At 54.2% G+C, this 25968-nt stretch carries 24 protein-coding genes and 3 pseudogenes; 16 read left to right on the forward strand and 11 right to left on the reverse strand.

From position 1 onward, the window contains the following. Positions 1-82 precede the first annotated feature (82 nt). From AABA21_RS13685 to AABA21_RS13700, 4 genes and pseudogenes are all read right to left on the reverse strand, one after another. Complete coding sequence (locus AABA21_RS13685) at positions 83-835, reverse strand: carbonic anhydrase (RefSeq protein WP_338250847.1); 753 nt, start codon at positions 833-835, stop codon at positions 83-85. A gap of 455 nt (positions 836-1290) precedes the next feature. Next, positions 1291-1629: a hypothetical protein gene (locus AABA21_RS13690; protein WP_338250849.1), complete on the reverse strand. Its 339-nt coding sequence runs from the start codon at positions 1627-1629 to the stop codon at positions 1291-1293. A gap of 179 nt (positions 1630-1808) precedes the next feature. Further along, positions 1809-2513 (reverse strand): alpha/beta fold hydrolase, encoded by a 705-nt coding sequence (locus AABA21_RS13695; protein WP_338250850.1) that lies wholly within the window; start codon positions 2511-2513, stop codon positions 1809-1811. A 320-nt stretch (positions 2514-2833) separates the two neighbouring features. After that, a pseudogene (locus AABA21_RS13700) lies at positions 2834-3543 on the reverse strand (IS6 family transposase). A 216-nt stretch (positions 3544-3759) separates the two neighbouring features. Here AABA21_RS13700 and AABA21_RS13705 point away from each other — a divergent pair. The 5 genes from AABA21_RS13705 (at position 3760) to AABA21_RS13725 (ending at position 9065) form a co-directional block, all read left to right on the forward strand. Next, the gene (locus AABA21_RS13705; protein WP_338250853.1) at positions 3760-4884 is read left to right on the forward strand and encodes a glucose 1-dehydrogenase; all 1125 of its coding nucleotides are present in this window, start codon (positions 3760-3762) and stop codon (positions 4882-4884) included. Further along, positions 4877-6709, forward strand: a complete 1833-nt coding sequence (locus AABA21_RS13710) for a glycoside hydrolase family 15 protein (protein ID WP_338250854.1) — start codon at positions 4877-4879, stop codon at positions 6707-6709. The genes AABA21_RS13705 and AABA21_RS13710 overlap by 8 nt, the downstream gene beginning before the upstream one ends. Positions 6710-6732: 23 nt before the next feature. Continuing rightward, entirely contained in the window at positions 6733-7581 is an 849-nt protein-coding gene (locus AABA21_RS13715; protein WP_338250856.1) for an MIP/aquaporin family protein, read from the forward strand. Between the two features lie 499 nt (positions 7582-8080). After that, positions 8081-8743, forward strand: a complete 663-nt coding sequence (locus tag AABA21_RS13720; RefSeq protein WP_338250858.1) for an RNA polymerase sigma factor — start codon at positions 8081-8083, stop codon at positions 8741-8743. A 1-nt stretch (position 8744) separates the two neighbouring features. After that, positions 8745-9065: an anti-sigma factor family protein gene (locus AABA21_RS13725; protein WP_338250860.1), complete on the forward strand. Its 321-nt coding sequence runs from the start codon at positions 8745-8747 to the stop codon at positions 9063-9065. 40 nt (positions 9066-9105) lie between these two features. On the opposite strand, the gene AABA21_RS13730 is transcribed toward AABA21_RS13725, so the two are convergent. The 3 genes from AABA21_RS13730 to AABA21_RS13740 are packed head-to-tail and all read right to left on the reverse strand — an operon-like array spanning position 9106 to position 12756. Then, complete coding sequence (locus AABA21_RS13730; protein WP_338250862.1) at positions 9106-10521, reverse strand: hypothetical protein; 1416 nt, start codon at positions 10519-10521, stop codon at positions 9106-9108. A gap of 2 nt (positions 10522-10523) precedes the next feature. Then, positions 10524-12266 carry an FAD-dependent oxidoreductase gene (locus tag AABA21_RS13735; RefSeq protein ID WP_338250864.1) on the reverse strand — a complete coding sequence of 581 codons (1743 nt, stop codon included), beginning with the start codon at positions 12264-12266 and terminating at the stop codon, positions 10524-10526. A 40-nt stretch (positions 12267-12306) separates the two neighbouring features. Then, positions 12307-12756 (reverse strand): DUF417 family protein, encoded by a 450-nt coding sequence (locus tag AABA21_RS13740; RefSeq protein ID WP_338250866.1) that lies wholly within the window; start codon positions 12754-12756, stop codon positions 12307-12309. 191 nt (positions 12757-12947) lie between these two features. Here AABA21_RS13740 and AABA21_RS13745 point away from each other — a divergent pair. Continuing rightward, positions 12948-14125, forward strand: a protein-coding gene (locus tag AABA21_RS13745; RefSeq protein WP_420917081.1) for an IS3 family transposase whose coding sequence is annotated in 2 segments (ribosomal slippage) — positions 12948-13238 and positions 13241-14125 — 1176 coding nt in all. Because the reading frame shifts where the segments join, the coding sequence is not laid out codon by codon here. A gap of 144 nt (positions 14126-14269) precedes the next feature. On the opposite strand, the gene AABA21_RS13750 is transcribed toward AABA21_RS13745, so the two are convergent. Next, positions 14270-15398, reverse strand: a protein-coding gene (locus AABA21_RS13750) for an IS3 family transposase (RefSeq protein WP_338248176.1) whose coding sequence is annotated in 2 segments (ribosomal slippage) — positions 14270-15118 and positions 15120-15398 — 1128 coding nt in all. Because the reading frame shifts where the segments join, the coding sequence is not laid out codon by codon here. A gap of 1092 nt (positions 15399-16490) precedes the next feature. On the opposite strand from AABA21_RS13750, the gene AABA21_RS13755 reads away from it, so the two are divergent. The 6 genes and pseudogenes from AABA21_RS13755 to AABA21_RS13780 all read left to right on the forward strand — a co-directional run bounded on the left by AABA21_RS13755 (position 16491) and on the right by AABA21_RS13780 (position 21770). Beyond that, positions 16491-16988 (forward strand): hypothetical protein, encoded by a 498-nt coding sequence (locus AABA21_RS13755; RefSeq protein WP_338250868.1) that lies wholly within the window; start codon positions 16491-16493, stop codon positions 16986-16988. Positions 16989-17084: 96 nt separating this feature from the next. After that, on the forward strand, positions 17085-17510 hold the full coding sequence (locus AABA21_RS13760) for a hypothetical protein (RefSeq protein ID WP_338250870.1): 426 nt from the start codon (positions 17085-17087) through the stop codon (positions 17508-17510). A 285-nt stretch (positions 17511-17795) separates the two neighbouring features. Then, positions 17796-18824: pseudogene (locus AABA21_RS13765) on the forward strand (uroporphyrinogen decarboxylase family protein). A gap of 76 nt (positions 18825-18900) precedes the next feature. Beyond that, on the forward strand, positions 18901-20043 hold the full coding sequence (locus tag AABA21_RS13770; RefSeq protein ID WP_338250871.1) for an acyl-CoA dehydrogenase family protein: 1143 nt from the start codon (positions 18901-18903) through the stop codon (positions 20041-20043). Between the two features lie 14 nt (positions 20044-20057). Then, on the forward strand, positions 20058-20921 hold the full coding sequence (locus AABA21_RS13775; RefSeq protein WP_338250873.1) for a phosphate/phosphite/phosphonate ABC transporter substrate-binding protein: 864 nt from the start codon (positions 20058-20060) through the stop codon (positions 20919-20921). A gap of 15 nt (positions 20922-20936) precedes the next feature. Next, positions 20937-21770: a radical SAM protein gene (locus AABA21_RS13780; protein WP_338250875.1), complete on the forward strand. Its 834-nt coding sequence runs from the start codon at positions 20937-20939 to the stop codon at positions 21768-21770. A 118-nt stretch (positions 21771-21888) separates the two neighbouring features. Here AABA21_RS13780 and AABA21_RS13785 read toward each other — a convergent pair whose 3' ends face one another. From AABA21_RS13785 to AABA21_RS13795, 3 genes are read right to left on the reverse strand one after another with little or no spacing between them, the layout of a single operon-like run. After that, complete coding sequence (locus AABA21_RS13785) at positions 21889-22251, reverse strand: DsrE family protein (RefSeq protein ID WP_338250877.1); 363 nt, start codon at positions 22249-22251, stop codon at positions 21889-21891. A 9-nt stretch (positions 22252-22260) separates the two neighbouring features. Further along, positions 22261-22494 carry a sulfurtransferase TusA family protein gene (locus AABA21_RS13790; protein ID WP_338251035.1) on the reverse strand — a complete coding sequence of 78 codons (234 nt, stop codon included), beginning with the start codon at positions 22492-22494 and terminating at the stop codon, positions 22261-22263. 12 nt (positions 22495-22506) lie between these two features. Further along, positions 22507-22776: a sulfurtransferase TusA family protein gene (locus AABA21_RS13795; protein WP_338250878.1), complete on the reverse strand. Its 270-nt coding sequence runs from the start codon at positions 22774-22776 to the stop codon at positions 22507-22509. Between the two features lie 440 nt (positions 22777-23216). Here AABA21_RS13795 and nadE point away from each other — a divergent pair. The 4 genes and pseudogenes from nadE to AABA21_RS13815 all read left to right on the forward strand — a co-directional run. After that, positions 23217-23755, forward strand: a pseudogene (nadE, locus tag AABA21_RS13800) (NAD(+) synthase); the annotation flags it as partial. A gap of 125 nt (positions 23756-23880) precedes the next feature. Next, the gene (locus AABA21_RS13805) at positions 23881-24456 is read left to right on the forward strand and encodes a hypothetical protein (RefSeq protein WP_338250880.1); all 576 of its coding nucleotides are present in this window, start codon (positions 23881-23883) and stop codon (positions 24454-24456) included. A 305-nt stretch (positions 24457-24761) separates the two neighbouring features. Beyond that, the gene (locus tag AABA21_RS13810; protein ID WP_338250882.1) at positions 24762-24965 is read left to right on the forward strand and encodes a hypothetical protein; all 204 of its coding nucleotides are present in this window, start codon (positions 24762-24764) and stop codon (positions 24963-24965) included. Between the two features lie 721 nt (positions 24966-25686). Beyond that, the gene (locus AABA21_RS13815; protein WP_338250884.1) at positions 25687-25914 is read left to right on the forward strand and encodes a hypothetical protein; all 228 of its coding nucleotides are present in this window, start codon (positions 25687-25689) and stop codon (positions 25912-25914) included. Positions 25915-25968 lie beyond the last annotated feature (54 nt).

The raw sequence follows: 25968 nt of genomic DNA on the forward strand, positions 1-25968 counted from the left end.
TTTGTTTCTGTTGCAAACGTTGTGTGACAGGCTAATTATGTTCCCCTTCGGTTTTTTGCAACACAGCCTCGCCGCGTACATTTCACCGCTTTATGGAGCTTAAAATGATGCGCACTGTTCCTGCGTCGAGGTCGTAGTCGCCACCAACGATGGTCAATGTGCCTGTCTGGACTGCTGCGCCGATGATTGTTGAGCGCGAAGAGAGCGCATGCACCGTGTACACGATGTTATTGTGGATTGCGCTGGAGAGGCGAGCATTTCCCTGGCCCTGTGCCTTGAGGACAGAAGGGCGAATGTAGTCAACAAGATACTGGATGTGACCCGGCGCGACTGCGTGGTGATCAACGGCTTCAAGGGCAGCCTGTACTGCCCCACAGCGTTCATGCCCAAGCACCACCAGGAGAGGGATGGCGAGTTCTGCAATGCCGTACTCAATGGTGCCAAGCGCTGCATCATCTATGACCTGACCAGCGGTGCGGATTGTGAAGAGATCGCCTAAATGCTGATCGAACACCAGTTCAGGTGGTACACGTGAGTCAGCACAACTGAAGACGATGGCCAATGGCGTCTGTTTCTGCGCAATGGCTTGGCGCAGTGCGGCGGTCTCACCGCGCTCAAAACGGCGGTTTCCATCGAGCAACTGTTGCAATGCTTGCTGAGCGGTAGGGACGGTTTGCGTGGCAGTGGGAGGGCTGCTCGTCTCCGGTGCTCTTCCTCCTGCCGGGGTAGCGTAGAGGGTCGGAGCTGTGGGAGAGGAGGAAAGACCGGTTATGCCCATGACAGCCAGACCTGATGCCGCCAGGAAAGCACGCCGCGTTGCCAGTTTGCAGAGCATACGAGGTTCCTTTCTTTGATACCAAAATGACGCCAGGAATGCCGCAGAAAAAGAAACAGGGTCTAACTGAATGTTCTTCAATCTTATAACTGATTACTGCTTGCTTGTCAAGAACCTTATTGGTAATTTGGGCCAAGAGTGATTGGGTGTACATGCGAAAAATACATGATCACGTTTTTTCGTGGTGGCCTGGGGAGAAAGAGGGAGGAGGAGAACCGGGAGGGAAAGCGCATGGGGAGAGGATGGAAGCAGGTTGAGGCAGGAGCAGGAGCGCTCAAACAGCGACGGAAAAAGCCACCCAAAGAAAAATGGAATTGACGGTGCCAGCCTCCTTGTGTCATTCTTTGAACAATATGTGAGATGAATTTGTGAACACTACGTGAGAGGGGAACAAGGTGAGCAGGACCGGTCACCGTGCCGGTCCTGCTCACTACCGTGTGAGAGGATGCTGGCCGTTATGGCTCCACGTGGGCGTGCAGGAAGGTAGCCAACTGGGCGGTGTGGATGATGCCATCTGGGAAAGACGTGAGGACGTGGGTAACGATGCGCTGGAGCTCGGCGTCGACGTGTTGGGAGCGAGGCAGAGGCATGGCCTGGTTGGATGTTCCAAGCAGGCCATATGTGCGAGCACCCACCAGCAAAAAAGAGATCCTGGTGAAGAACTCCAGGGTCTCTTTGTAACCACCCTCACCATACCATACATGCAGAAAGAAAGACGATGTTTCTCGTGCAAGGTCTCCACAATACAATCCAATGGTGAGCAACAGTGAGCCATCGTCGCTAGAGCATGGCATGAGATCCGGTTCATGGCACTCGACGGTTGTAAATTCACAGCGGAATGGACAGGAAATTTCCGCCGAGGCGCATCTCGAAAAGAGAGGGATGCAAGCAAACGAGCAGCATCACTGCTCTGGTCGAGGCCGTGGTGTCCTTCATCACGCCTTTCGCCCGCTGCCAAGATCCCCGACGCGCTTTACGCTGTCGGGGATACTTGAACGGAGTTCGCAGCGGTACGGATCACGTCGATCACGAGGCTGGGGTTGGAGAGCATGGGAACGTGGCTGCTGTCTACCTCATAGGTGGTGGCACCCATCCGCTTCGCCACGAAGCGTTCCAGCTCCGGATTGACGGTGCGGTCGTTCTTAGCGACGATGTACCAGCTCGGCTTCGACTTCCAGGCGACGCCTTCAACCTTCTGGTTGAACAGGTCTGCGACCGGCACGCCCTGGGTCGCCCAGACGAGCTTCTGCTCCTGCTCGGACAGGTCTCCCGCGAAGCACCCGATGCCTTCCGGAAGCAACCAGACGCGCCCGTCCGCGATCTCGATATGGGCGAAAACGTCCGTGACAGGGAACTGGGCCTGTAGGCTCTGCGCCGTCTCGCTCTCGTCCGGGGCGAGTGCGGCGATGTAGACCAGCCCGGTGACGCGGTCATCGGTTCCCGCGGCTGTGATGATGGTTCCGCCCTGCGAGTGGCCGACGAGGATGACCGGGCTGCTGACCCGCGAGAGAGCGCGCCTGACTGCGGCGACATCGCCTTCGAGTGAGTCGAGGCTGTTCTGGGTGGACACCACCTCGTGGCCCTCCGCCTGAAGCGTGGGGATCATTTTGCTAAAGCAAGAACCGTCGGCCCAAAGCCCGTGGACGAACACAATGCTCGGTTTGTTCTGCGTGGACATAGTCCGCTCCTTTATGGGGTATGACACCGAGATAAAAAATGGGACTACGTGTTTGTTCCAACGAGGTCTTCTTGTCTTCACCGTACCAAGTATACGGCCTAACTGTTGCTTTGTCAAAGAGAGCAGCAAGAAGCCATCGGATGACGCGCATCGCTCCCGAGGCGCTTTCCAGCATTCGATGGTGGTAAAGCAACGGCTGTATGAGGCAACAGTGACAACGGGCCTGTATTTGACGTGGCGTGCCCCCTCCCTCTTCGGCTGTGTTGCAAAAAACCGAAGGGGAACACAAAGGACGGAGTTTCGTCGTCCTTCTGCTAGGTTTAGATGGCCACTCCGAACAGTTTTGCGATGAACGCCGCTTGCCTTAGATTATCTCCTTTGCTCACTCCTTGCATCTGTCCTTTTCGCATCATGTTTATGACTTCGTATCCCTGCCATGTTCGCCAAGCCGTCGCGAACGAAAAGAAGCCCATGCCTGGTTTGACCAGTCGTTTGATGAACCGATGGTCTTGTTCGACCAGGTTGTTCAGGTATTTGCTCTGTCGAAGTTCACAAGATACGACAAGCGTCCTTTCTCCTTTCAACTCGCAGAAGGCTTTGGGGTAGGCCGCATTTTTGTCGACGGTGATCACACGGGGAGTCACAGTATGGCTCGCAGCCAGCGTTTTCACGAAAAAGCGCGTCGCAGCTGGGGCATCGCGAGTTGCGCTCAGCAAGAACTCCAGGGTATTTCCTTGTGCGTCCACTGCACGATAGAGGTACGTCCAAATCCCCTTGATTTTGACATACGTCTCATCCACGGCCACGAATCATTGGTCGTCTTGAGATGAGGCCGGCAGCGCCTCTCCAACTCGGGGGCATAGCGCTGGACCCAGCGATACATCGTCGTGTGGTCCACCCAGAGTCCTCGCTCCGCCATGATTTCTTCCAGGTCTCGATAGCTGAGCGCATAGCGCAGCTACCAACGGACGCACAGCAAAATAATCTCGGCCTCGCAATGACGCCATTTGAAAGGAGCAGACACATCCATACTGGGGATTCCTCACGATCTTCGAAATAAGCCCAAGCTTATCATTCCCCTCCTTCTTTTTGCAACACAACCAACTGGCTCTACTGTGTGATGTGCTCGGGGAAAATCTCCCTTGTTGATGGCAGCTGTAACAAATTCGCCACGCCACGCGAGCAAAGAGCAGGCAAGCATAATCCAGGAAGTGTCGTGAACACAGAGTGAAAGAAAGGACAGACAATGAAAGCCATAGCAGTCTACCCCGGTCAACCTCATACCATGCACCTTGAGGATGTGCCAAAGCCTGATGTGAAGGATATTCCTGGTGGGCGAGGTGTTCTTGTCAAGATATTACGCGTTGGAGTTGATGGAACGGACAAAGAGATTAACGCGGCCGAATATGGCCATGCGCCTGAAGGCCAGCAATTTCTTATCACCGGGCATGAAAACTTTGGTCAGGTTGTAGAGGTCGGCCCAAATGTGCCCAGTACGGTCAAGCCTGGCACCTATGTTGTCGCGACTGTCCGACGGCCTGGCCACAGTCTCTACGACACCATTGGCCTTCAGGATATGACCACTGATAGTGTGTATTATGAGCGCGGTATCAATCTATGCCATGGGTATCTCACCGAGTATTATATCGAGGATGCAGCGTATATTGTTCCTCTCCCCGCTAGCTTACGGCAGGTCGGCGTCTTGTTAGAGCCACTGACCGTCGCTGAAAAAGGACTCAACCAGGCTTATGAGATTCAGAGGCGTCTCAAAGTCTGGCAACCACAGCATGCGGCAGTTGTAGGGGCTGGAACGATAGGTCTATTAGCTACAATGGCGATGCGCCTGCGGGGTCTGGAAGTGACCTGTTACTCACGACGGCTACCTCCTTATCGCAATAGTGACCTGCTCATCACGCTTGGTGCACGTTATATATGCTCACAGCAAGTCTCATTGAGCGAGGCCAGCGAGATGTATGGTCCCTTTGATATCATCTTTGAAGCGTCTGGTTTTAGTCCGCTGGTTTTTCAGGCAGCCGAGGCACTGGGGAAGAATGGCGTGCTGGTGCTCTCAAGTGTCACCGGTGGGACGAAGAAAGTCGAGATTAATACGGACAAGATCAACCAGGGCTTTGTGCTTGGCAATAAGGTGATGGTTGGAACCGTGAATGCCTCACGCACGGATTTTGTCAGCGGCGTAGATGATCTGGTGAAGGCAGAGGCTTTTTATCCTGGTTGGCTCAATAACCTGCTCACGACACGAATACAGGGGCTGGAAAATTATGAGGATATGTTGTGCCACCTGATAGAAGACAAAGACGCTATCAAAGTATATGTCGAGGTGGCAAAAGAGCAGGAGGAAGATCATGAGTAACGTGCCTATAGCCGATTATGCGCTGCTATCGGATTGTCGTTCGGCCACACTGGTGAGTCGAGGGGGCTCTATAGATTGGCTCTGTTTTCCACGTTTCGATGGTCCATCGGTTTTTGCTCGTTTGCTGGGTGAACAGGCAGGACACTGGTCAATCAGTGTGGATGGGGAAGTGAATGTGAGCCGTCGTTACCTTACAGGCACGATGGTGCTCGAGACCACCATGCGCACACGAACCGGACACGCGGTGCTGCTTGATGCCATGGCAATGGGACGCAACGAGCGTGGTCATGATCTGGGTGTTAATTCACCGGGTATTGTGCTGCGCTCACTGGCATGTGAGAGCGGCACAGTCGATATCAGCATCGAGTACGCTCCTCGCTTTGAGTACGGGCTCATTTTTCCTCTCTTGCGACCCATACAGGGAGGCATCCTTGCGCGTGGTGGTGCCGATGTGCTGGTATTATCAACACCGGCAGAGCTCTCTATCGATGGTTCGGTTGCTCGCACTCATATTACACTTCGGGCCGGAGAGCGCGTGAATTTTGCGCTGCAACATCAGATGTGTTGGGAGCAGACGTCCCAGGTCCATCGTCAGGCAGAGATCTCAGATGATCTCCAGGACACCATCAAGGGATGGCAAACCTGGTCCGTGCTGCACCAGAAGTATGAGGGGCCGTGGCGTGAGCATGTTCATCATAGTGGTTGTGTGCTTCAGGCGCTCATGTTTCGCCCTACCGGCGCTATAGTGGCGGCCGCGACCACATCTTTGCCGGAAGCCGTTGGGGAAGGACGCAACTGGGACTATCGCTATACCTGGATTCGTGATGCCTGCCTGACCCTGGAGGCGCTTTGGATTGCCGCGTGTCCCGACGAGGCTCACTGGTTCTTTTCCTGGATGGCTGGTGCCGCTGCGACCCAGATTCGGCGAGGCGTTGCACTACAGATTATGTTTGGTGTCGGCGGAGAGCATGATTTAAGTGAACGCCAGCTTCCACATCTGGAAGGATGGCGCAATAGCCGACCAGTGCGCGTTGGCAATGGAGCATGGGAACAACGCCAGCTCGATGTCTATGGAGAGCTTCTCAATGCAGTTCGTCGTCTACGTGACCAGGTGAGCGGATTAGATGATGTCTCCCGTAATTTCTTGATCGAAGTTGCTGATGCTGCGGCTACCCACTGGCAGGAACAAGATCAGGGGATCTGGGAAGTACGTGGAGCGCCCCAGGATTTTCTCTATTCGAAGCTGATGTGCTGGAAGGCGCTTGACTGCGCCATTGAACTTGCTGATATCCTGGGTGCGAATGGTCGGATTGAAGGATGGAAGAAGATACGTCAGAACATCCGTGATGCGATCCTCACGCGCGGATGGAGTGAGAAAGCCGGTGCATTCACACAGGCATTTGGCTCTGATAGTTTGGATGCCTCTGTACTGATGATGCCAATCGTCGACTTTTTGCCCGCGACCGATCCTCGTATGCGCTCCACCATTGATGCGATTGCCGAGCGGCTCACTGATGAGCACGGTCTGGTGTATCGCTATCGGGCCTCGGATGGTCTGGGTGGCGAAGAAGGAACCTTCCTGCTCTGCACATTCTGGCTAGCTCACGCACAGGCATTAGCTGGAGAAGTCGGGCGAGCTCGAAAAACATTTGAGCAGGCACTGACGTATGTCAATGATGTCGGCTTGCTGGCCGAGGAAGTCGATCCTGTGAGCAATGAACTGCTCGGAAATTTCCCGCAAGCATTCAGTCATATCGGACTGATTAATGCGGCCTGGGCCATTTCACAGGCAGGGGTAAGGGAAGAGAACGTCGTCCTGCGTTGATTGTCTGTTAAAGAAGGGAGAGCATGATGCGGCAGCATAAGTGGTGGACACATCTTCACTGGCCTGAATACGGAGCTGAACTTTTGGGAACGGCATTTCTCCTTTTCTTCGGTATCAGCGCCGGAATCTTTGATTTCGATACAAGTTTTCCCCTTGTGCATCTGCTCCCCAACCAGGGCCTGCGTCTGCTGATCACTGGACTTCTGTTTGCTGGCGGAGGTGCCCTGGTCGCGCTGTCACCGCCGGGCATGCTGAGTGGAGGACACATCAACCCGGCCGTCTCGCTTGCCTTCTGGCTCCAGGGGAAGATGCACCATTCTGACCTGGCAGGGTATCTGTTGGGGCAGTTTCTGGGTGCGATCATAGGAAGTGCCCTGGTCGTCCTGGCCTGGGGTGAGCATGCATATCGTGCGGGAGTGGGCCGAACAGTGCCAGGAGCAGGATATCCTCTCTGGTTTGTCTTTCTCATGGAGGTTGGGATGACCTTTCTGCTGGTATTCTTTATCTTTCTCTTTGTCAGTCATCACCGCCTGATGCGCTGGACTCCTTTTATGGTCTGGATACTGGTCGCGGTGCTGGTCTGGTTGGGCGCCCCTGTCTCAGGCACCAGCCTCAATCCAGCACGCAGTTTTGGTCCTGCCTTCGTTTCCTGGTTCTGGCAGGATCAGTGGCTCTATTGGCTGGCGCCTGTGGCCGGGGCCCTATGTGCCGTTGGCGTTTTTCGCCTGCTGACCGCCAACAAGCGCGATGTACTGACTGGTAAGTTATTTCACATGCCCCATTACCGCAGTGTCTTCAAGGATGTCAAAGCCCCTTGCCTACCAGCGAACGGAAAGCTCAAAGCGACTGAGCGGTATCGAGCAGCGAGATAATCGAGTGCGTGGATTCTTTCACGAGGAGTCGACTTTTGAGAAGTTCTGCAGCGACCTTGATACCACATGAGAAGCGTGCTCAGATAACTATTGCCTCACTATTGGCTGGCCACATCGGCGCAGAAGCGGACCATCCCTGAGGAGTTTACCCAGATCGCGGGCTATCATCGCATATATGCCATTGGAAGTGATCTGTGGAGCTAGGCCAGCGCGGCTGAGCGACAGTCTGACAACAAGGCATAGTCGGCGATGGGTACGTTACTCATGTTCTCTCTCCTCGGACCTTCCGACGCAGTTGTATGGCCAACATCCTGGAAGACAGACGTTTCTAGCATCCTAGCGGTATCGATACGATGAGCGCACAGATCTATCCATTTCTATCATACTACACCCTTTCGTTTAGCTTGATTGGACGGTGGGAGGGAGGTATACTGCGTTGTTTCTGCTTCAAGCCAAGACACCATTGCAGGGTTTCTGGGCAGCGCGAAAGGACACGGTGATGCGTGAAGGAAGAAATCAGCCAGCAAGCCAGAACGAGCTCCATTTGCTGGAACTGTTACGCGATGGCAACGAAGATGCTTTCGTTTCCTTGATTGAACGATATCATACGTCGATGTTTCGCCTCGCCATGATCTATGTTTCTGAGCGAGCTGTTGCTGAAGAAGTCGTTCAGGAAGCCTGGATGGGCGTGCTTGAGGGACTCAACCGCTTTGAGGCCCGCGCTTCTCTGAAGACCTGGATCTTTCGCATTCTGACCAACTGTGCGAAAACACGCGCCTGTCACGAGAAGCGCTGCGTCCCGTTCTCTTCCCTGGCGGCCCTGGAAATCGACGTCGATGAGCCCGCTGTGGATCCTGATCGTTTCTTACCAGCGGATGCTCCCTTGCCGGGGCACTGGGCCTCGCTGCCAGCGAACTGGGATAGCATTCCCGAGCAGCGACTCCTTTCGCGGGAAACCTATGCCTGCATCCTCTCTGCCATGGATGCCTTACCGCCTGCGCAGCGCCTGGTCATCATTTTGCATGACGTCGAAGGTTGGACATCTGCAGAAATCTGTAACGTTTTGGGCATTCCCGAGACAAATAGAAGAGTCCTTCTTCACCGGGCGCGATCGAAGGTTCGACGAGCACTGGAACAATACTTTGAGGAACAAGAGAGCTAATATGGAGAACTGGTTCAAACGATTTTTTAGACATCCCACGCATTCCACGCACAACAAAAATGCGATAGATAAAACGAACTCTACTCAGGGGCTTGCCTGTCGGGAGGTCGTGGAGCTGGTGAGCGATTATCTCGAAGGCGTGCTTGTATCAGAGCTGCGCGCGCAGCTTGAGCAACATCTTGAGGAATGCCCCGGGTGTATGCAGTATCTGGAACAGGTGCGTTTGACCATCAGCATGTTGCGTAACCTGGCGTTGGAACCCGTTTTCCCCGCGACAAAAGCGGAACTGGTGCAGGTATTTCGGCAGTGGAAGCAGGACTGAAGCTCCTTCTGCCTTTGGCTTCTCTCACAGATCACACCGCCTATCCCAGCATAACCGGTAATACCACGCCCAGGCCGAGCACAACCAGCCAGAGCGCGGGCGCAGGGGCTCCCGATGACCGACGCGGGCGCTGTTCATGTCCCGCGACGCGATGACTCAGGAGCAGCCGTTGTGCATGGTGGTTTTCTAACCAGAAAAAGACCAGGCCCGTCACAGTTCCATAGATCAAATGAGCGGGTAACGAGGGCAGGAGCTGATCGGCGGCCTGTATGGTCCAGGTGACGGGATGACCAAACAGAATGGGCATGAGCGTCAAAGGGCCCAGGAACCACCATGCCAGCCCGTACAGCATGCCCCAGGCCATACTTGAGCCCGCATCAGGTGACTCATGGTGAAAGAAGAGCCCGTAACTCATGCCGATCAAGACGCCTATGATCAGGTAGGCCGCGAAGCTGGCGAGAGGTGATGACCCTCTCAGGAGTGATGCCATCTGTGGGAACACTCCTGTCGCCACCGTAATGCCACTAAAGAGCAGTCCTCCCAGGACGCTGGCAAGCGCCCCCCACGCCAGTGAGCGCAAGGTCACGATGCCAGGCCCCTCCGCCTGGCGCTGGATAGGATCGGATTCGATGAACAATCCTATCCACAGGCGATTTCCCCAGGCATAGATCCAGCCTAACAACATCCCGTAGATCGCGTGACCGATGAGCGAGCCGAACAGGGCACTTCCATGCAGGTACGACCAGTCAATGGGCTGGTGGAGCAGGAGAGGCAGGAGAGTGAGTGGCCCCAGAAACCACCAGAAGAGTCCGTAGGCCAATCCCCAGCAGATGCTTGAGCCCGTGCCATGGATATCCTTTTGAAACAACAGGCCAAAACTGGCACCGATGATGGCCGCGATCAGGTAATGCACCAGTATCCCGACGGCTGAGGAGTCGGAGTTGATGATGCCCGCGATCAGTACAAAGGCGTTGTTCTGAGCAAACCAGGCACTAAAGGCCCACCCACCGATCAGCCCTGCCAGCCCTCCAATAGTGACGGCACGCAGAAATGTAAATGAAGACATCCTGTCCCACGCATCCGCTTTCATCTTGAGCAGTCCGCTGACGAACCCCAGAGGAAAGCCCAGGAAGAGGAGATAGGCCACCAGTTCGGGAACGTGCGCGCGCGCCTCGTTGAGCATCCCCATACGTCCCGCCCCCCGGAGCAGTGGAAGCAGTCCGGTCGGGATCGCCAGCCAGAGCAAGAAGGCAGAGCTCAGGCCCCAGATGAGCCCTGAGCCGGCAGAGGTGATGTGCCTGGCTATGAGCCAGCCGAAGAGCAGTCCGTACAAGGCCCCCAGGAGCGCACCCAGAAGTGGCGAGAGCGATGATGAGGGGATCCGGGCCAGCAAGGCTCCTCCGATACCTCCTACCACTACACCGGTGATGATTGTTCGTGACAGGGAGAAACGCATAGCTACCTCTCTTTCCGTTTCTCACCCAGTGATGCCTTTTCCTGGTGTGGTCCACTGAACTGACGGCGATCGTTGCGTTCTAGCGTCTGGGCAATGTCGCCGGGGAAAAACAATGCGGTTATCCAGTCGCTGAGGACGCGCAGCTTGCGTTCTAAGCCGGGAAGCTTGGAGAGGTAGATCCCTCGCCATAGGACCCAGGCAAAGAAACCGGAGAAGCGCAGCCCCTTGATTTCAGCGCACGCTGTCTGATGGCCAACGACGCATAGCAGTCCGAAGGCGTCAAAATGAAAGGGTTTGCGTGGGCGATGATGGACGCTGGCATATAGGTTGTCGGCGAGCGTGTGTGCCTCGCGCAGCGCAAACTGGGCCGTCGGAGGACAGGGCTGACCCGTTTTCGCATCCGTGACCAAGGCACAATCGCCCAGGGCCCAGATACCATCCAGGCCGGGGACGGCCAGGTAGGGGTCCACAAGTATTGCCCCTCGTGCATCATGCGCCGCTGCCAGCGTCTGCACGAGCGGGTGGGGTTTGACTCCCGCTGTCCAGATCAGCGTCTCAGCCCGCACTTCTTCCTGCGGCTGGAGCCGAATCATGCCTTCTTGCGCCTCGACCAGGCGCGTATTCAGCTTGAATGTGACTCCACGAACCCGCATGCGTTCAAGCGCATACTCTGCCAGCGAGCGGCTTAGCTCCGGCAAAATGTGATCGCGTGAATGGATCACCATCACGGTGACCTCATTGGGTACCAGCGTGGGATACGAGGAGAGCGCGCCACGTACGAAGTCATTCAATGCGCCGGCCAGTTCCGCGCCGGCGAAGCCCGCGCCGGCGATCACAAAGGTGAGCATGGCACGTCGCTGTGCTGGATCGGGCTCACGGTCGGCCAGTTCGAGCATGGTGAGCACATGCCAGCGAATACGCATGACATCGGTCAGGGACTTAAAGTTCAAGGCGGCTTCCTCAATCCCTTTGAGTCCCAGGTAATTGGAGACACTGCCCACCGCGAGCACCAGGTGATCGAAGCATATCTCGCTCGGATGAGATATATAAGGTGGTTCGGGCGATAAGAGCAGCCGTTTCTGCTCCACATCAATACACTCGACCTGGCCGTACACGATATGCGTGCGTCGCAGACTGGTACGTAGCGGAGTGCAAATGTGCATCGGTTCCAGGCTGCCCCCGGCGACCTCCGCAAGCATCGGTGTGAACAGCAGCGAGTTTGAATCACTGATCAGCGTGAGCGAAACCGTTGGATCGGAAGCAAACAGCCGCTCCAGGCGTTCGACCGTGCTCATCCCCGCAAAGCCTCCTCCGACGATGACGATGCGTGTCCTGATGACTCGTTCTGGCTCAGGTGGCTCGTATTCCGGCCCCAGGAGCCGCGCTGTGAGATCACTTATGCCCTGGACAAGCAGTCCCAGGCTGGCGCCATAGAGGACCCAACCCACCAGCGCGGGGAAGAGCAGGCGCATTCCTTGCGCCGTCCATTGCGGTGGCTGACCTGACAGGAGAGGCAGAAAGATGACACTGACACCTACCCAGAGCAGAATACCAAACGCGGCCGCCTTCATCGCGCTCGGCGCGTATGCCTGGGACGCGGGACGAAAGGCCATGGCAAAGCAGATGCCCACGACTACGCCCGCCAGAAGGCCGGCGAGATGAACAGGAAGCGTCAGCACCAGGATGACTCCGCTCAAGGCGCCGGCCAGTAAACCGATCAAGCCTCGCCGTACATATGTATTCATACGATAATCCCTTTTAAGGCCAGCGCTCAACATAGCCTGGCTATCGCTTGCCAGCCATTGAGGCTACCTGAACCATGGGCTGTTTACTGGTTTGTCGGGCCGCGTCCATCGCTGCGATGCTAGTAGCGGCGGCGGCCAGAACCACGTCCTTCAGTAGGAACTGTCCCGCCAGGTTAAGCGCGGGGAAGCCGGTCACCCCGGGCGTCGTCAGGAAGATGAACAGGGTCCCGGCAAACAGGATCAGGCACAGCAGACCAACGTAACGCAACCAGACCCCCGCAAAGAGGAGGAAGGCGGCAATGATTTCGAGTGCTCCAAGCACGTAGACAAATGAGTTAAATGCCAGGAAAGGGAGCGACGCGTGAAGCAACATTCTGATTGGTGTAGGATCGACGAACTTCAGCGCTCCTATCCAGAGAAGAACAAGAGCCAGGCTGAAGCGCAAAAAGTAAGGCGCAATACGCTCGATAAATGAAAACACGCTTTTCATTGTATTCTCCTTCGTTATGATAGAATCCAGAATGGATGGAAGAGTAGATTTTTTCGTACTCCCTTCTTGTCTCTGGACCAGAGAAAATGTTACATATCGCTGGAGAGAGCTTATGCATTGCCTCACAACAATCTTCCTTTGTTATCTTCATATTGTAATTGTCCCGGTTTGGATGACTCAATAAACTGAACATGGAGAGTCGGAGAAGGAGTGAGGAAATCATGGCAACGGGACAGACATACGACAAAGCCTTTAAGCAAGAGGCAGTGCGATTGGTACAAACGAGTGAAAAATCACAAAGGCAAGTGGCAGAAGACCTGGGAATAGCGATGAGCACGCTGAGCCGCTGGTGCTCAGAATTGGCAGCCAACGGAGAACGAGCGTTTATCGGGAGTGGACATCTGCAGCCAGAAGCGGAGGAGATGCGCCGCTTACGCCGAGAAAACGAGATCTTAAGACAGGAGCGTGATGTCTTAAAAAAGGCGCTCGCCATCTTCTCGCACCGGTAGAAGACCGTTTCCACTTTATCGAGCTCCATCGAGGCCACTTTGAGGTCCGCCTCATGTGCCGCGTGCTCTCGGTCTCGGTTGGTGGGTTCTACGCCTGGAGGAAACGTCCTGCCTCGGCCAGAGAGCAAGAAGATGGCACCATTACCGAACAGATTGTGAACATCTATCGCCAGCACCAAGGGCGCTACGGCAGCCCACGGATCCATGCACAACTGCGTGATGAAGGCATTCATGTCGGGCGTAAACGCGTCGTACGCCTCATGAAGCAGGCACAACTGGCAGCCCATCACACGACCCATCGCGTGATGACCACACGAGCAGACCCAGCCGCAGTTCCTGCGGAAAACGTGCTTGACCGTGCCTTTCTGGCGCAGCGACCTAACGAAAAGTGGGTTGCTGACATTACGTACATTCCGACAGGGAGTAGCCGGATGTATTTGGCGGTGGTGCTTGATCTCTTCTCTCGACGCGTTGTCGGGTGGGCGATGAACCACAGACAAGATGAGGTGCTCGTGGAGCAAGCAGTAACCATGGCGGTCACCCACCGCAAGCCTGCAGCAGGGCTGCTGCATCATTCAGACCGTGGTTGCCAATATACCAGCCAGGCGTACCAAGCCTTGCTCAAAGGTCTCGACTTTCAGATCAGCATGAGTCGGAAAGGCAATTGCTGGGACAATGCAGTCATGGAGCGGTTCTTTGGAACCCTCAAGCGAGAATGTACCTCACGGGCACACTTTGTGACCCATGAGGAAACACGTCTGGCCATTTTCGAGTACATCGAAGTGTACTACAATCGAGTGCGCAAGCATTCCACATTGGGCTATCTCAGTCCAATGCAGTTTGAAATCATGAAGAACTGACTTTTCCACTTCATGGGATCATTCAAAGCGGGACAACAACATATCGCTCTTTCTCCTGGCCTGGAATTGCAGCAAGATCGCCAGTATGGTGGTACCACTTGTCTAGACAGAAATGGGCCAATTTTAAGAGAGAACTCAGCAGTATTAGAGAATTGATGGTGAACAATCAGGTCGATACACTGCAAAAGGTGTTTTGTACTCTAATGACTGATGGTACCGTTGGTAATTGTAAAAATGAAAATAGTCTGCTAATCCTTTTCTCGCTTCGGACACGGTTTGGTAGTCTTTGATATAGACCTCCTCATATTTCACACTGCGCCATAAGCGTTCCACAAAAATATTGTCTAACGCCCGTCCACGCCCATCCCAACTGATACGAATAGCTGACTGGAGTAAACGACCAGTGAAGTCTTTGCTCGTGAATTGGGCACCTTGATCGGTATTGAAAATCTCTGGCCGGGCCGCTTGTAACGCTCGGTCTAGCGCTTCCAAGCAGAAACTGCTATCCAATGTCGTTGAAAGTTCCCACGCCAGCACAAATCGGCTGAACCAATCAATAATCGCCATCAGGAACACAGAGCCTCGCGCTAGGCTAATGTAGGTAATATCGCAGCTCCAGACCTGGTCAATCCGATCAATGCTCATACCACGCAGAAGATAGGGATAGCGTACCGAGGGTTCTCCCGGCAGGCTCACCCGTGGTTTTGGATAGATCGTTTCCAGGCCCATCCGCTGCATCAGCCGTCGTACTCGTTTCCGATCGACGGTATATCCTTGTTCTTGAAGGAACACCACCATTTTCCGTTTTCCATAAAAGGGAGTCCGCGTATATTGTTCATCAAGCAATCGCATCAACAGCAGATCTTCCTCACTTTCAGGCACAGGCTCATAGTAATAGCTTGAACGAGCTAAACCCAACAGTTCACACTGGCGCGCGATCGACAAGTGCGGGTGATTGGGCTCGATCAAGAACCGCTTGCCTTCAACGGTACTGATCTGATTTTTTTTTAAGGAAATCTGCCTCGACTTTGAGTTGACCAATTTGTTGATATAAGCTTGCTATCAAGGCGTCGTCATTCTTCGCTCGCTCAGATCCAGGACGCTCAAAGATGGCTGGCAGCTCATCGAGAACTTGCTTTTTCCATTGCGTAATTTGGGTAGAATGCACTCCATACTCTGAAGATATCTCGTTGATTGTTTTCAGACCTTTTATTGCTTCCAGAGCCACTTTTGCTTTGAAATTGCTGCTGTACTTTTTTGGTGAACGTGCCATGGTTTTCCTCCTTGCGGATGCTTGTCTCCTTCCTGCTATTTTATCTCATTGACCTGTCCAGTTTTCCGCCCCCATTATACAGGGCATCGACAGTCCTGGCTACACTGAAAACCGGTCAGTATACTCAAGGACAAAAGGAAGATGTGTTTGAGGCAAGCGGAATCGAGTCTGTCGCAGAGGCACTCTGGAGTGGGAAGATAAAGGGGGGATGAGGTGGGAGAAAAGGTGCCGATGCCCGTCAGACGGACCTTCCGCCAGCAGGTTGCGCCTCGATATCAGCAGGCTGCTGCCTCGCAAATTCGAAGTGTCGCCATTTGAACAAAGAGCGGGTTTGCATACAGAAGAGAAGCCTCTCAATCAACAGAATATTTTTGAGTTTACCTCCACCTTGCTATTTCTTGCAACACAACCCGGATTTACATGAAGTCGCCAGGAACATCAGTGAACATGAAAAAGAGCGAAATCATGAGAAGTAGGAACATGTGTTTTCCTTGGAAAGGATGAGACGGGTTGTAATAGCATTTGTTGTTCCTTCGTGAGAAGGGTATGGCATTGTGAGAGAAGAGAGAGGTAAACTGTTTTGGAAGGAAGCATGTTTCAGAGGCAATTCTGGCGCATCTAGTTGCCTCATGAGAAATCGTAACTGAACATGCAAGAGGACCGATCAATTGGTAGTGTTCAGGATCTCCTCGAAGCAGGTGAAACCTTCCTTCAGGCAGAAAACGGGCAGCAAGAAAGGATGAAAAGATGATACCTCGGCTACGATTTCTCGCGAGGCAATACGAGTAGTATTGCGAGTAGTATCGAGTCGTATCATGAAGTGAGCAGGACAGGGATACGAGTCAGTATTGCAGACGGGGCATTGCCCTCCATGGAGTCTGGCTCTGAACATTGCCATTTCTCGTCCTTCACACTAATAGCATTCGTACGACCTTTCTATTTGCAGTAAAAAAGCGCAGCTCTTTTCGTGATAGTAACAGCATAATCAAGGTCAGCATTAGTTGATGCAAGCGTGTCTGTTGCCCTTTTAGGCGGTATTGTTTCTTCGTTTTCGGGTTTTATCAAAATACGTTGGGCAAAAGGAGAGAGAGCATGAGCAGATCCTCATCGTTAGGTGGCGCAGAAACGTCAACCTCGTCGATTGGAGCACAGCAGCAAGAGGCAAACCGAGCTCCCATTACGCTTAGCGAGTCCAGTCTACTTATCATCGCACTCGTACGCATTTTCGTCGGCTACCTCTGGTTTCAACAGCTTTTTTGGAAACTGCCACCTACCTTTGGTGGACTTCACACGTTTGTGGTACGTGAGGTCAAGGGCACCTTCCTTCCAGGTTATGGCGCTATTGTACAAAATGTGTTTCTGTCACACTTCGGCCTGCTTGGTACCTTCACCTTTATCGCAGAACTCTTAGTCGCTCTCAGCCTGATGCTTGGCATCTTTAGCCGGGCTGGTGCATTGCTGGCAACGATTCTGGCGTTGCAATTGTATGTCGGGCTCTCTAACACTGGAATGGTATTGGACCTACGGTATGCTGGTCCTGCTCGGGCTCGTGTTGCTTCCCTTGCCAGCAGGCCGGCGTCTTGGTATTGATCAATGGCTGGCTCCACGCCTGCAGGCTCTCGCGACCAATAAACGCTATGCTCTCTGGCTATCCTGGTTTGTCTAGTAGACGCGAGGAGGGAATTTATGAACAGGGCATTACAACGCGGAGCAACTTCCGGCCTGCTGGCAGGGCTGATTCTGGGTGTGCTCTTCTTTGTGGACTATGGGCCAGGCGCTGCACTGGTCAGAGCGGCTAGCTGGTTTGGGCTCGGCCAGCTTGGGGGCTCAAAATGGCTTGGGTTTCTGATCCTCATTGTGATGGGTGGACTCTTTGGCCTGCTCTTCGGGGCTTTGCAGCGCAATAGAACACCAGAGTTAGGACGGTTACTGCTTCAGGGGCTGACCATGGGTATAGTCTGGTGGGTGATCGTTGTGTTTCTCATAGGCACAGGACTCTACCACGTCAGGCTCGATCTGAGTGGTTCCCTCTATGCCTTTGGGATGCTCCTGCTTTATGGCGTCCTGCTGGGCTCACTTTTCTTCCAACGCTCAACGGTACAGGTAAAGTAGTTACAACGGCTGGAAGTGTGAATTTGGTAAAGAACGTTAAGCAGGTCGAAGAGATCTTTCAGGTGGAATCAGAGCTTTCATGCAAAGAACCTATTGAGGTTCAGTGCGTCATATTAGCCGAACTTTTATAGAAGGATAGGATAACCATGAACTTTTTTATGGTATACTTCTATTCGAGAAAAACAAACATTCGTTATTCGTACTGTCTGGCTGGTCAAACTTTTCACTGACAGTGGCGTTGCTGCTCTTTTGTGCAAACAGGTAGAAAAGAGAGGTGCATGTTTCATGGTAAAAGACCTGCTTATAGATGCGCTACGAGGAGGACGAGTGGCGCAGGTCCCGTGGCTTCCACACATTGGGACGCACGCGGCGCAATTGCTAGGCGTCAGTGCGGAGCACTATCTGCAAGATGCTGACCTTCTGGCCAGGGGAGCAACCCTCTGTGCGGCCCGTTATCGTTGCGATGGTATTCCTCTGCTTGACGACCCGGCTCTGGAGGCGATGGCGTTGGGATGTACTGTTCACTGGTCAGAGCAGGGACCACCTTCCATCGTTTCTTCTCCACTCTCTACGCTCTCACCTGAGCAGATTGTTGAGCACCTTCCTCCGCTGCCAGATGAAACAATGGGCCGTTGGCCCACGGTAATTGCAGCGGGAGCGCAGGCAAAGTTCGAGCTAGAGCGGCGTGATGTTGCCCTGGTAGGTGTGGTCGCTGGCCCCTGTACGATTGCCTACCAGCTGCGCGGCATGCGGTTGTTTGCCGATCTCTTCCGCAGCCCTGAGAGCGCAGCACAGTTGTTCGCCTACGCCGGCCAGGTAAGTGCGGTCTCCGCCCGTATCTATGCAGAGGTTATTGGCTGTGACATTGTTGCGGTCAATGATACTCCCGCTACGATGTTGCAGCCGGCCTATTTTCGAGAATATGTGCTTCCTAATGTGCAGCCAGCATGGCAAGTCATTCATGGAGCGGGCAAGACCTCAAGCTTCTGGGCTTGAGGGGACAGTATTCGAGTCATCCGTGAGATGGCAGGTAGCGGCGCACATAGCATCGCGATCGACGAGTGCATGTCCCTGGCGTATGTTGGGGAGATCGCCCAGGAGCATCACGTTGGTTTTCTCGGCAATCTCCATGTGACTGCGGCGCTCTTTGAGGAGACCGAGGAGGCGGCAGCGGACGCCCAGCGTTGCCTACGCGAGGGACAACGTTTCCCCGGTTACGTCTTTGGCCTGGGAGGGCCACTGACTCAGCCTATACCTCCATCCAGGCTTGATGCAGCCATTGCGACCCTCTTTACTCAGGCGCGAGGTTCCTAATCGACTAATAGGGTAATAGAGATCACCGCTTCAACGAAACAGATAGATAGAGACGTAAGCAGAAAGGCGAGCATTCATGTCAACAACGACTACATCGCATCCCTTTTATCTCGACGCTCTTGATGGTGTGATTACAGAGATTATTGCCCCTCTTGCCCCCGAGATCGATCAGGCAGGAACGTATCCCCGGGCTGCTCTAGAGGCGCTGGGAAAAGCGGGCCTATTAGGGCTGATCAGTGCGAAGGATGTTGGAGGGTTAGGCGAAGCCCACCGGGCTGCAACGCTGGTCGTTGAGAAGATCGGTACCTACTGTGCCTCCACAGCTATGGTCGTGTGCATGCATTATGCAGCGACTGCGGTTGTCGAGGTGTATGGAACACGCGATGTTCGCGAAGCCATTGCTGCTGGTCAACATATTACGACGCTGGCATTTTCTGAAAGCGGGTCGCGCAGTCAGTTTTGGGCTCCAACGAGCACGGCTCTCTCTGAAGGCGATGCGGTTCGTCTCGATGCCCAGAAGAGCTGGATTACCTCAGCCGGGCAGGCAGATAGCTATGTCTGGTCGAGCCTTCCACTGACGGCGGAGGGAATGAGTACGATGTGGCTCGTCCCGGCTCATGCATCTGGTCTACAGGTGACGGTCCCATTTAATGGATTGGGTCTGCGTGGCAATAGCTCAAGCCCGGTAAAAGCTGAGGGCGTGATGGTGCCGAAAGAGGCGATGCTCGGTGAGGACGGCAAAGGCTTTGATGTGATGATGGGCGTTGTCCTCCCTTATTTCCAGTTAATGAATGCAGCACAGAGCTGCGGGGTAATGGAGGCGGCAACAAGTAAAGCAGCCGCACATGTGGGCGCGACCAGGCTTGAGCACCTGGGACAGTCAATCGCGGACCTGCCAACGGTTCGCGCCTATCTTGCGCGCATGCGCATTAAGACCGACATGGTACATTCGTTCCTGCTTGATAGTATTGACGCGCTTGAGGGCGGGCGGGCGGACGCTATGCTGCGGGTGCTGGAGATTAAGGCCGCCGCAGGTGAGTCGGCGACCGAGGTTACCGATCTCGCGATGCGCGTCTGCGGTGGGGCCGCATTCCGCAAAGAGGTGGGGGTAGAGCGTCACTTCCGCGATGCCCGCGCGGCTACCGTTATGGCCCCGACGACCGATGCGCTCTACGACTTTATCGGCAAGGCGGTGTGTGGCATACCCTTATTCGGCTAAAGAGGAGGAACGTGATGAGCAAAGATACGGCACTGCTGCTCGGAGCAGTGGCCTATGATCCCAAAGTGGTGACAATCTGGGAGGGCTTCAAGGCCTACTTTGAGCGCCAGGGACTTCTGATGGACTATGTCCTCTACTCAAATTATGAGCGCCAGGTCGAAGCTCTCATCGATGGTCATATTCATATCGCCTGGAACTCTCCTCTCGCCTGGGTACGGGCCCATCGCCTCGCCAGCGCTCGCGGCATAGAGGCTCATGCCATCGTCATGCGTGATACCGACTGCGATCTGACCTCGGTAGTGGTGGTACGCGAAGATTCGTCCGTGAAAACGGCGATGGATCTCAAGGGACGAGTCGTTGCGGTCGGCGCGGTGGATTCGCCGCAGGCTACACTGCTCCCACTTGCGCACCTTCATTCGCTCGAACTCGACCCGCGCGCCGATCTGACCATTCAGTATCACAACATCCTGGTGGGCAAGCATGGCGATCATATTGGCGGGGAGCGCGACGCAGCAGAGGCGCTTGTCGCAGGGGCAGCTGATGCAGCTTGCCTGCTCGAATACAATTATCACCAATTTCTCTTGGACGGAACACTGCCTGCCGGTACGACACGCATACTGACTCGAACCTCTTCGTTTGATCACTGTAACTTCACAGTCGTGTCGACAGCGTCACCCGAGATGATTGAACGCTTCAAGGCGCTGCTCATCGACATGTCTTATGATGACCCAGACGTGCGACCTCTCTGCGATCTGGAAGGGTTAAAAGCGTGGTATCCAGGCCGGGTCGCGGGCTATCAGGCACTTGAGCAGGCTGTCGCACTCGCTGGCTTTTACGATCAGCAGGGAAATATCACTGCGCATGACTATCACTTTTAGGCAAAGGTTAGAGAGATGCTTGAAAGGCAGGTGGTGGATATGCCACTAGTCCATACTGATGAGTCGGGTGATGGAACAGATCTGCTCCACCGCCTGTGGATCTATACGAATTATGATTGCAATCTTTCATGTAGCTATTGCGTTGCGGAGTCCTTTGTGGGAGCCGCGCGCAATGGAGTTGCGCTACAAGAGGTCTGTCGCCTCATTGATGAGGCGGTTGAGCTAGGGATGACAGAGCTCTTTCTGACGGGCGGTGAGCCATTCATTCTGCATGATATCTTCTCAATGCTGCAGTATGGCCTGGAACGAATGCACGTTACAGTGCTCAGCAATGGCATCCTGCTCAGGGGTAAACGCCTGCAGCAGGTAGAGGCCCTGTCGCATCGTGAGTGCCTGACCATCCAGATTAGTCTGGATGGTTCGGACGCGTCAACGCATGACTTTTACCGGGGCACTGGAAGCTGGCAGAAGGCCATTGATGCTATTGTACGTCTCAAAGCAGCCGGTTTCCATGTTCGCCTGGGGACAACAGAGACCCCTGAAAATCGGCATGATCTTCCCGCGATGTGTCAGCTCCACCGCCGACTTGGCATTCCCGATGAAGATCATATCGTCCGCCCCTTGGTCCGGCGTGGCTTCTCTACGAAAGGCATGGCAGTTTCCTTACCCGCTCTCGAACCAGAAGTCACGGCGGACCGGCATGGTATCTACTGGCATCCCGTAGCGACTGACCCGGATCTCCTGATTTCGCCCGACCTCTTCCCATTAAGGGATGCGGTAGAGCACATCAAAGAAATTCGCTCTTCCATGCTCGCAGTCACAGGCGGAGCTGCCAGCCGCTTCAGGTGAGGATAGGTGAGAGGTGCTCCGTGTGAGCGTAAAACAAGGTAATCACGAGCAGGCAAAGACGCCTGCACGTGAAGAGAAATATTTCCCCACATAGGGAGAAATAACAGGTCTATAGCTACTAGTACGACACCGATGCCGCATCATTCGAGAGGAATTCGACCAACTTCGCTCCGCCAACAATGGTCGCACCTTCGATCAGGTGCTCTTCAGTATAAGAGCGCTTCTTGTAGCAAGGAGAGCAGACCCAGATTTTGCCACCGGCCTGGATGAAATTTTTCAGCAAATCTGCCATCGGCTGAAAACCTTCCTCATGGATGGTTTCGGCGGTCCCCTTGGCGGCCAGGCGAGCACCCTCGCTACTCAGGAAGACCATTGTGTCTTTGCCAGAGGCCATGGCGGCATTGGCCACGACCAGAGCAACCGTCGCGCGGTCGTGATCATCCGTGGAATGAGTCAGATTGATGCAGAAGCCATTGTGCATGATGAAAGATTATCCTTTCTTTAAGAGAAACTGATTGTCGGGAAGCTCCCGCAATCCCTGTACTAGTATATTACCAGTCATGCGGCACCAAGCTGCAAGATCTTCAGGCGCAGCAGGATCATACGCTGTTACGAGAAGAGCTTGCCCGGATTGCAGTTCGCGCATAGCCAGCATCACCGACATGACGAGCTGACCACACCCTTCCTCTCCCAGGTCAAGTAAACGATCGGCGTGCACTGGCATGTTGCTCACGCTTTAGGCCTTTCTTACAAAGTAACGATTACCCAATTCACCTTCCGGCCCTGCAAGCAAAGCATTACCAGTCATGCGGCACCAGGCCGGCAAATCCTCGCGCACTCCAGGATCGGTTGAGCGTACCTCAAGCACGGTACCGCTCTCCAGCCGCTTCATCGCTTGCAGCATGAGAATCAGTAAGCCGCCGCCGCAGCCCTGATCTCCACCATCACACAGTGCGCTCACAGTGATAGTATTTCCATCCTGTGTAGTAAAGATATCTTGAGTCAATGCAGAACCACCCCTCTTTGCTTACTGAAGCATCTCTTCGCCATTGATCGTACCACATTATTGTTCTGATGGCATAGCCGATCAACAACGCCAGAAAATCAAGTGGTTCATAGCGGTCGAAAAATCGGATTTGCTGCGCGAAGCTTTCAAGAAGTCCTTTCGTTGCGAGGTGTTGGGAGAGGATAACCACTTCGGCAAACCACACAGGAACAGAGAGACGATTTCCTGGAGAAGTTTGAACCTCGATGTGTGGGTTCGGTATCATACTGTAACGTACCTGATAAAAGGGTTCTCGCTCATCTTCCGTGCAAAAAACTCATCAGCAGAATTCTGAAAACCCTTGATCTGCTCCGGAAGCGGATGGCGAAAAGGTGAAAAGTTCTCATAAGCTCATCCTGCACGGAAGATGAGCGAGAACCTAATTTATGGGACCATTATAGGACGAAGAGGACGCGCAGAAGGCACTGCAATTTATTGCTCCCGATCGAACCTACAGCATGAACATTCAGCCCGCTGTTGATAGCGCGGTTGACTCGTTTAAGGAGGCCACCGGGTTCAAGATGTCGGACTACAATAAGGGGAACCAGAAGGCGCAGGAACGAATGACGGTCCACTATCGCTTCGCCAATCATTTCAATGCTTTGGTGGTAGGCACGGATCACGCGGCGGAAACTGTGTCAGGCTTCTTTACCAAATATGGTGATGGTGGCGTAGACCTGACACCGCTATCCGGGCTTACCAAGCGCCAGGGAAGGCTGTTGTTGCAATACCTGGGCGCGGGCGAACAGATCTATACAAAAGCGCCAACCGCCGATCTACTCGACGAAAAGCCAGGACAATTTGATGAGGATGAGCTCAATATTACTAGGATATGATCGATGATTACCTCGAAGGAAAGGAGGTTCCCGCCGAAGTAGCTCAGCGCATTGAGCAGAGATATTACGCGATGGGAGTGTCACTTCTTATGATACGGCTATGAATTCTATCTGGTATTATACTTTTATGCATTGAGGACTCGATCCTACGTGATCCTTTGGCTCCTTACCGTTTGAGGTATGCTGGTGGTCCTGGCTAGCGTGTGGCATTCTCAAAAAGAAGCAGATCATGATGAAAAAGAAAACGAAAGACCTGGCGAAGCAGATACAAGACGCGCTCCTCGCTCTGCCAGATGCGATGCTGATGGAGACACTCACACGGTGGCTCGATCGTGCTGAGGATGAACTGGCATACCTGGATTGGAGTGACGAGTATCGCTATATGCTTGGGTACCGTGTTCAATCGGACACGACGGGCGCAATCTACACCTCTTTCGAGTCATTGGATGAGGCAGAGCCTGACGGAGATGGCGGGACCTGGGTTGTGCCACCTATAGAGATGGTACGCAGCCTTCTCGTGAACCTTTCACCAGAAGGTTTCTATCGCGGTATTCTTCCTCTAGCTGGTGACGCGCTACGCCACCAGGCATACGAAGAGGGTTGGGACTCTCCACCGTCGACTTCCAGTGATGGCTACAATTTCATGCGTTGCCTGGCAATTCATCTGCGCTACAAATATCTGGAAAGGCAAGGGATGAAATACAGGTATAGCTTTTCCTTGCAGCATATAACAGGCAGAAGAAGGCCGATGGATCATTCCAGTGCTGAGTTTGCATTCTGGCACGCTTTTGTCTCACATCAGTGAATATCGTGCCCTCTCTGTACAACTCGTTGATAAGACGGAGACCAGATCTAGTTCTTCCCAAAGGAGGGGATGGGGCGAGTATATGTTTCAGAGCATCCTTCCTGTTTTGAGGAGAGGTGAGCCTGGCATCATGATATACTCAGAGTTGCGGAAGGCAGGAAAGGCCAGCATGAGAGATCAGCCAATACGAGAGGCCGTAGAAGAACAGAAACGTGGCTCTGAGGAGCGTTCGTGAGAAGCCCGAAGTCGTTTTCAGACGCTGAGACGCAGTTTCGAGGCAATCTGTACCGGGGAAGAGCCCTGGATTGCCCTGGGGAAGTTTATGCACCAATTTTGGGGAATTCAAAACCTACCAGGAGGAACTGATACGCGATCCGATCCATCTTCCTCGGGAGGCGACCGCCGAACAGTTCCAATGGGCCGCTTTTGCGCGGCGTCTGCCGAATACCTGTGTCACACATATGGTCTTGATTGCCCCACACGGGTACACGAGCCAGCATACAGCCTGAAAGAACCGTGGTACCATGGATTGGCGGCGATCGTGCCAGCGTGCAGGAAAGGCTTCGTCTGTGCACGCCGCCAGCGTTTGCCCGACGCAACATTTTTTGTGGGGATCGCGTGTTTGTGAACAAGTACGAGCCAGGCCGTGTGAGACGGTTGGTGTAACAGAACCATGCAAAATGTCATGACCAGTTGGGATCTGTCATTGCGTCCTGCCTTGCCACGCCTCGTGACGACGAGTAAATGTGACGGTGCGCCGACATATTTACTGCATCCGGGGAGTGGTGTGGGAGCACAGGAGGAGGGATGTCCTGCTGGATGGAGCGTGGGAGGAGTGCTGTCGGAGCGGGAGAGGCGTGAAAGAGGCACAAAAAAAGAGCGGCCGTTCTGCGCCACTCAAAAAAGCTTACCTATCAAGTAGAGCTGATCGTGGTCCAAAAATCAAGGGGGCGTTGATGGTTGATGGTTGATGGGAGAGGGGAGAGCTGGCCAACTGCATACCATGTCGTCAAGCATGAGGGGGCAGCGGGCCAGCACTGTTGTTGTCGTAGAGCACGAGAAGCAAGCGGCCTGTGAATGCCCGGAGCGTGCCAGGAAGATGCTATTTTTCTGTGCAGCAAATGTGACGATGCATCGGCATATTTGGGTGTCATCTGGGCGAACGGGGTGAGCGAGTAAGCCTGGTGAACGTGCCAGGCCTCTCGCACGTGGTGAGAGGAATGTGTTGTGGTGCTAGACGTTCGAGGGAGCATGCAGGAAGGCGGCCAGCTGGGCAGTGTGGATGGTGGCACCAGGGAACGACGTGAGCACGTGAGCGACGATGCGCTGGAGATCGGCGTCAACGTGCTGGGAGTGAGGGAGTGGCATGGCCTGCAGGCGTGTCCAGAGGGCATTCGTGGAGGTGTCGTGCAGCCGAGCAGAGCGTGTTGCTGTGCGAGCGAGAGGCCAGTGCGCTGACGGTGGAGATGGAGGGCGTGGACGAGAAATCCAGGGGCGTTGGCGGCGAAGGCA

The sequence above is a fragment of the Dictyobacter halimunensis genome, from assembly GCF_036245075.1.

Excerpts from the sequence above, each read along its gene's own strand:
- AABA21_RS13685 (WP_338250847.1), bottom strand. The coding sequence starts at position 835 with ATGCTCTGCAAACTGGCAACGCGGCGTGCTTTCCTGGCGGCATCAGGT.
- AABA21_RS13690 (WP_338250849.1), bottom strand. The coding sequence starts at position 1,629 with ATGCCATGCTCTAGCGACGATGGCTCACTGTTGCTCACCATTGGATTG.
- AABA21_RS13695 (WP_338250850.1), bottom strand. The coding sequence starts at position 2,513 with ATGTCCACGCAGAACAAACCGAGCATTGTGTTCGTCCACGGGCTTTGG.
- AABA21_RS13705 (WP_338250853.1), top strand. The coding sequence starts at position 3,760 with ATGAAAGCCATAGCAGTCTACCCCGGTCAACCTCATACCATGCACCTT.
- AABA21_RS13710 (WP_338250854.1), top strand. The coding sequence starts at position 4,877 with ATGAGTAACGTGCCTATAGCCGATTATGCGCTGCTATCGGATTGTCGT.
- AABA21_RS13715 (WP_338250856.1), top strand. The coding sequence starts at position 6,733 with ATGATGCGGCAGCATAAGTGGTGGACACATCTTCACTGGCCTGAATAC.
- AABA21_RS13720 (WP_338250858.1), top strand. The coding sequence starts at position 8,081 with ATGCGTGAAGGAAGAAATCAGCCAGCAAGCCAGAACGAGCTCCATTTG.
- AABA21_RS13725 (WP_338250860.1), top strand. The coding sequence starts at position 8,745 with ATGGAGAACTGGTTCAAACGATTTTTTAGACATCCCACGCATTCCACG.
- AABA21_RS13730 (WP_338250862.1), bottom strand. The coding sequence starts at position 10,521 with ATGCGTTTCTCCCTGTCACGAACAATCATCACCGGTGTAGTGGTAGGA.
- AABA21_RS13735 (WP_338250864.1), bottom strand. The coding sequence starts at position 12,266 with ATGAATACATATGTACGGCGAGGCTTGATCGGTTTACTGGCCGGCGCC.
- AABA21_RS13740 (WP_338250866.1), bottom strand. The coding sequence starts at position 12,756 with ATGAAAAGCGTGTTTTCATTTATCGAGCGTATTGCGCCTTACTTTTTG.
- AABA21_RS13755 (WP_338250868.1), top strand. The coding sequence starts at position 16,491 with ATGAGCAGATCCTCATCGTTAGGTGGCGCAGAAACGTCAACCTCGTCG.
- AABA21_RS13760 (WP_338250870.1), top strand. The coding sequence starts at position 17,085 with ATGAACAGGGCATTACAACGCGGAGCAACTTCCGGCCTGCTGGCAGGG.
- AABA21_RS13770 (WP_338250871.1), top strand. The coding sequence starts at position 18,901 with ATGTCAACAACGACTACATCGCATCCCTTTTATCTCGACGCTCTTGAT.
- AABA21_RS13775 (WP_338250873.1), top strand. The coding sequence starts at position 20,058 with ATGAGCAAAGATACGGCACTGCTGCTCGGAGCAGTGGCCTATGATCCC.
- AABA21_RS13780 (WP_338250875.1), top strand. The coding sequence starts at position 20,937 with ATGCTTGAAAGGCAGGTGGTGGATATGCCACTAGTCCATACTGATGAG.
- AABA21_RS13785 (WP_338250877.1), bottom strand. The coding sequence starts at position 22,251 with ATGCACAATGGCTTCTGCATCAATCTGACTCATTCCACGGATGATCAC.
- AABA21_RS13790 (WP_338251035.1), bottom strand. The coding sequence starts at position 22,494 with ATGCCAGTGCACGCCGATCGTTTACTTGACCTGGGAGAGGAAGGGTGT.
- AABA21_RS13805 (WP_338250880.1), top strand. The coding sequence starts at position 23,881 with ATGATGAAAAAGAAAACGAAAGACCTGGCGAAGCAGATACAAGACGCG.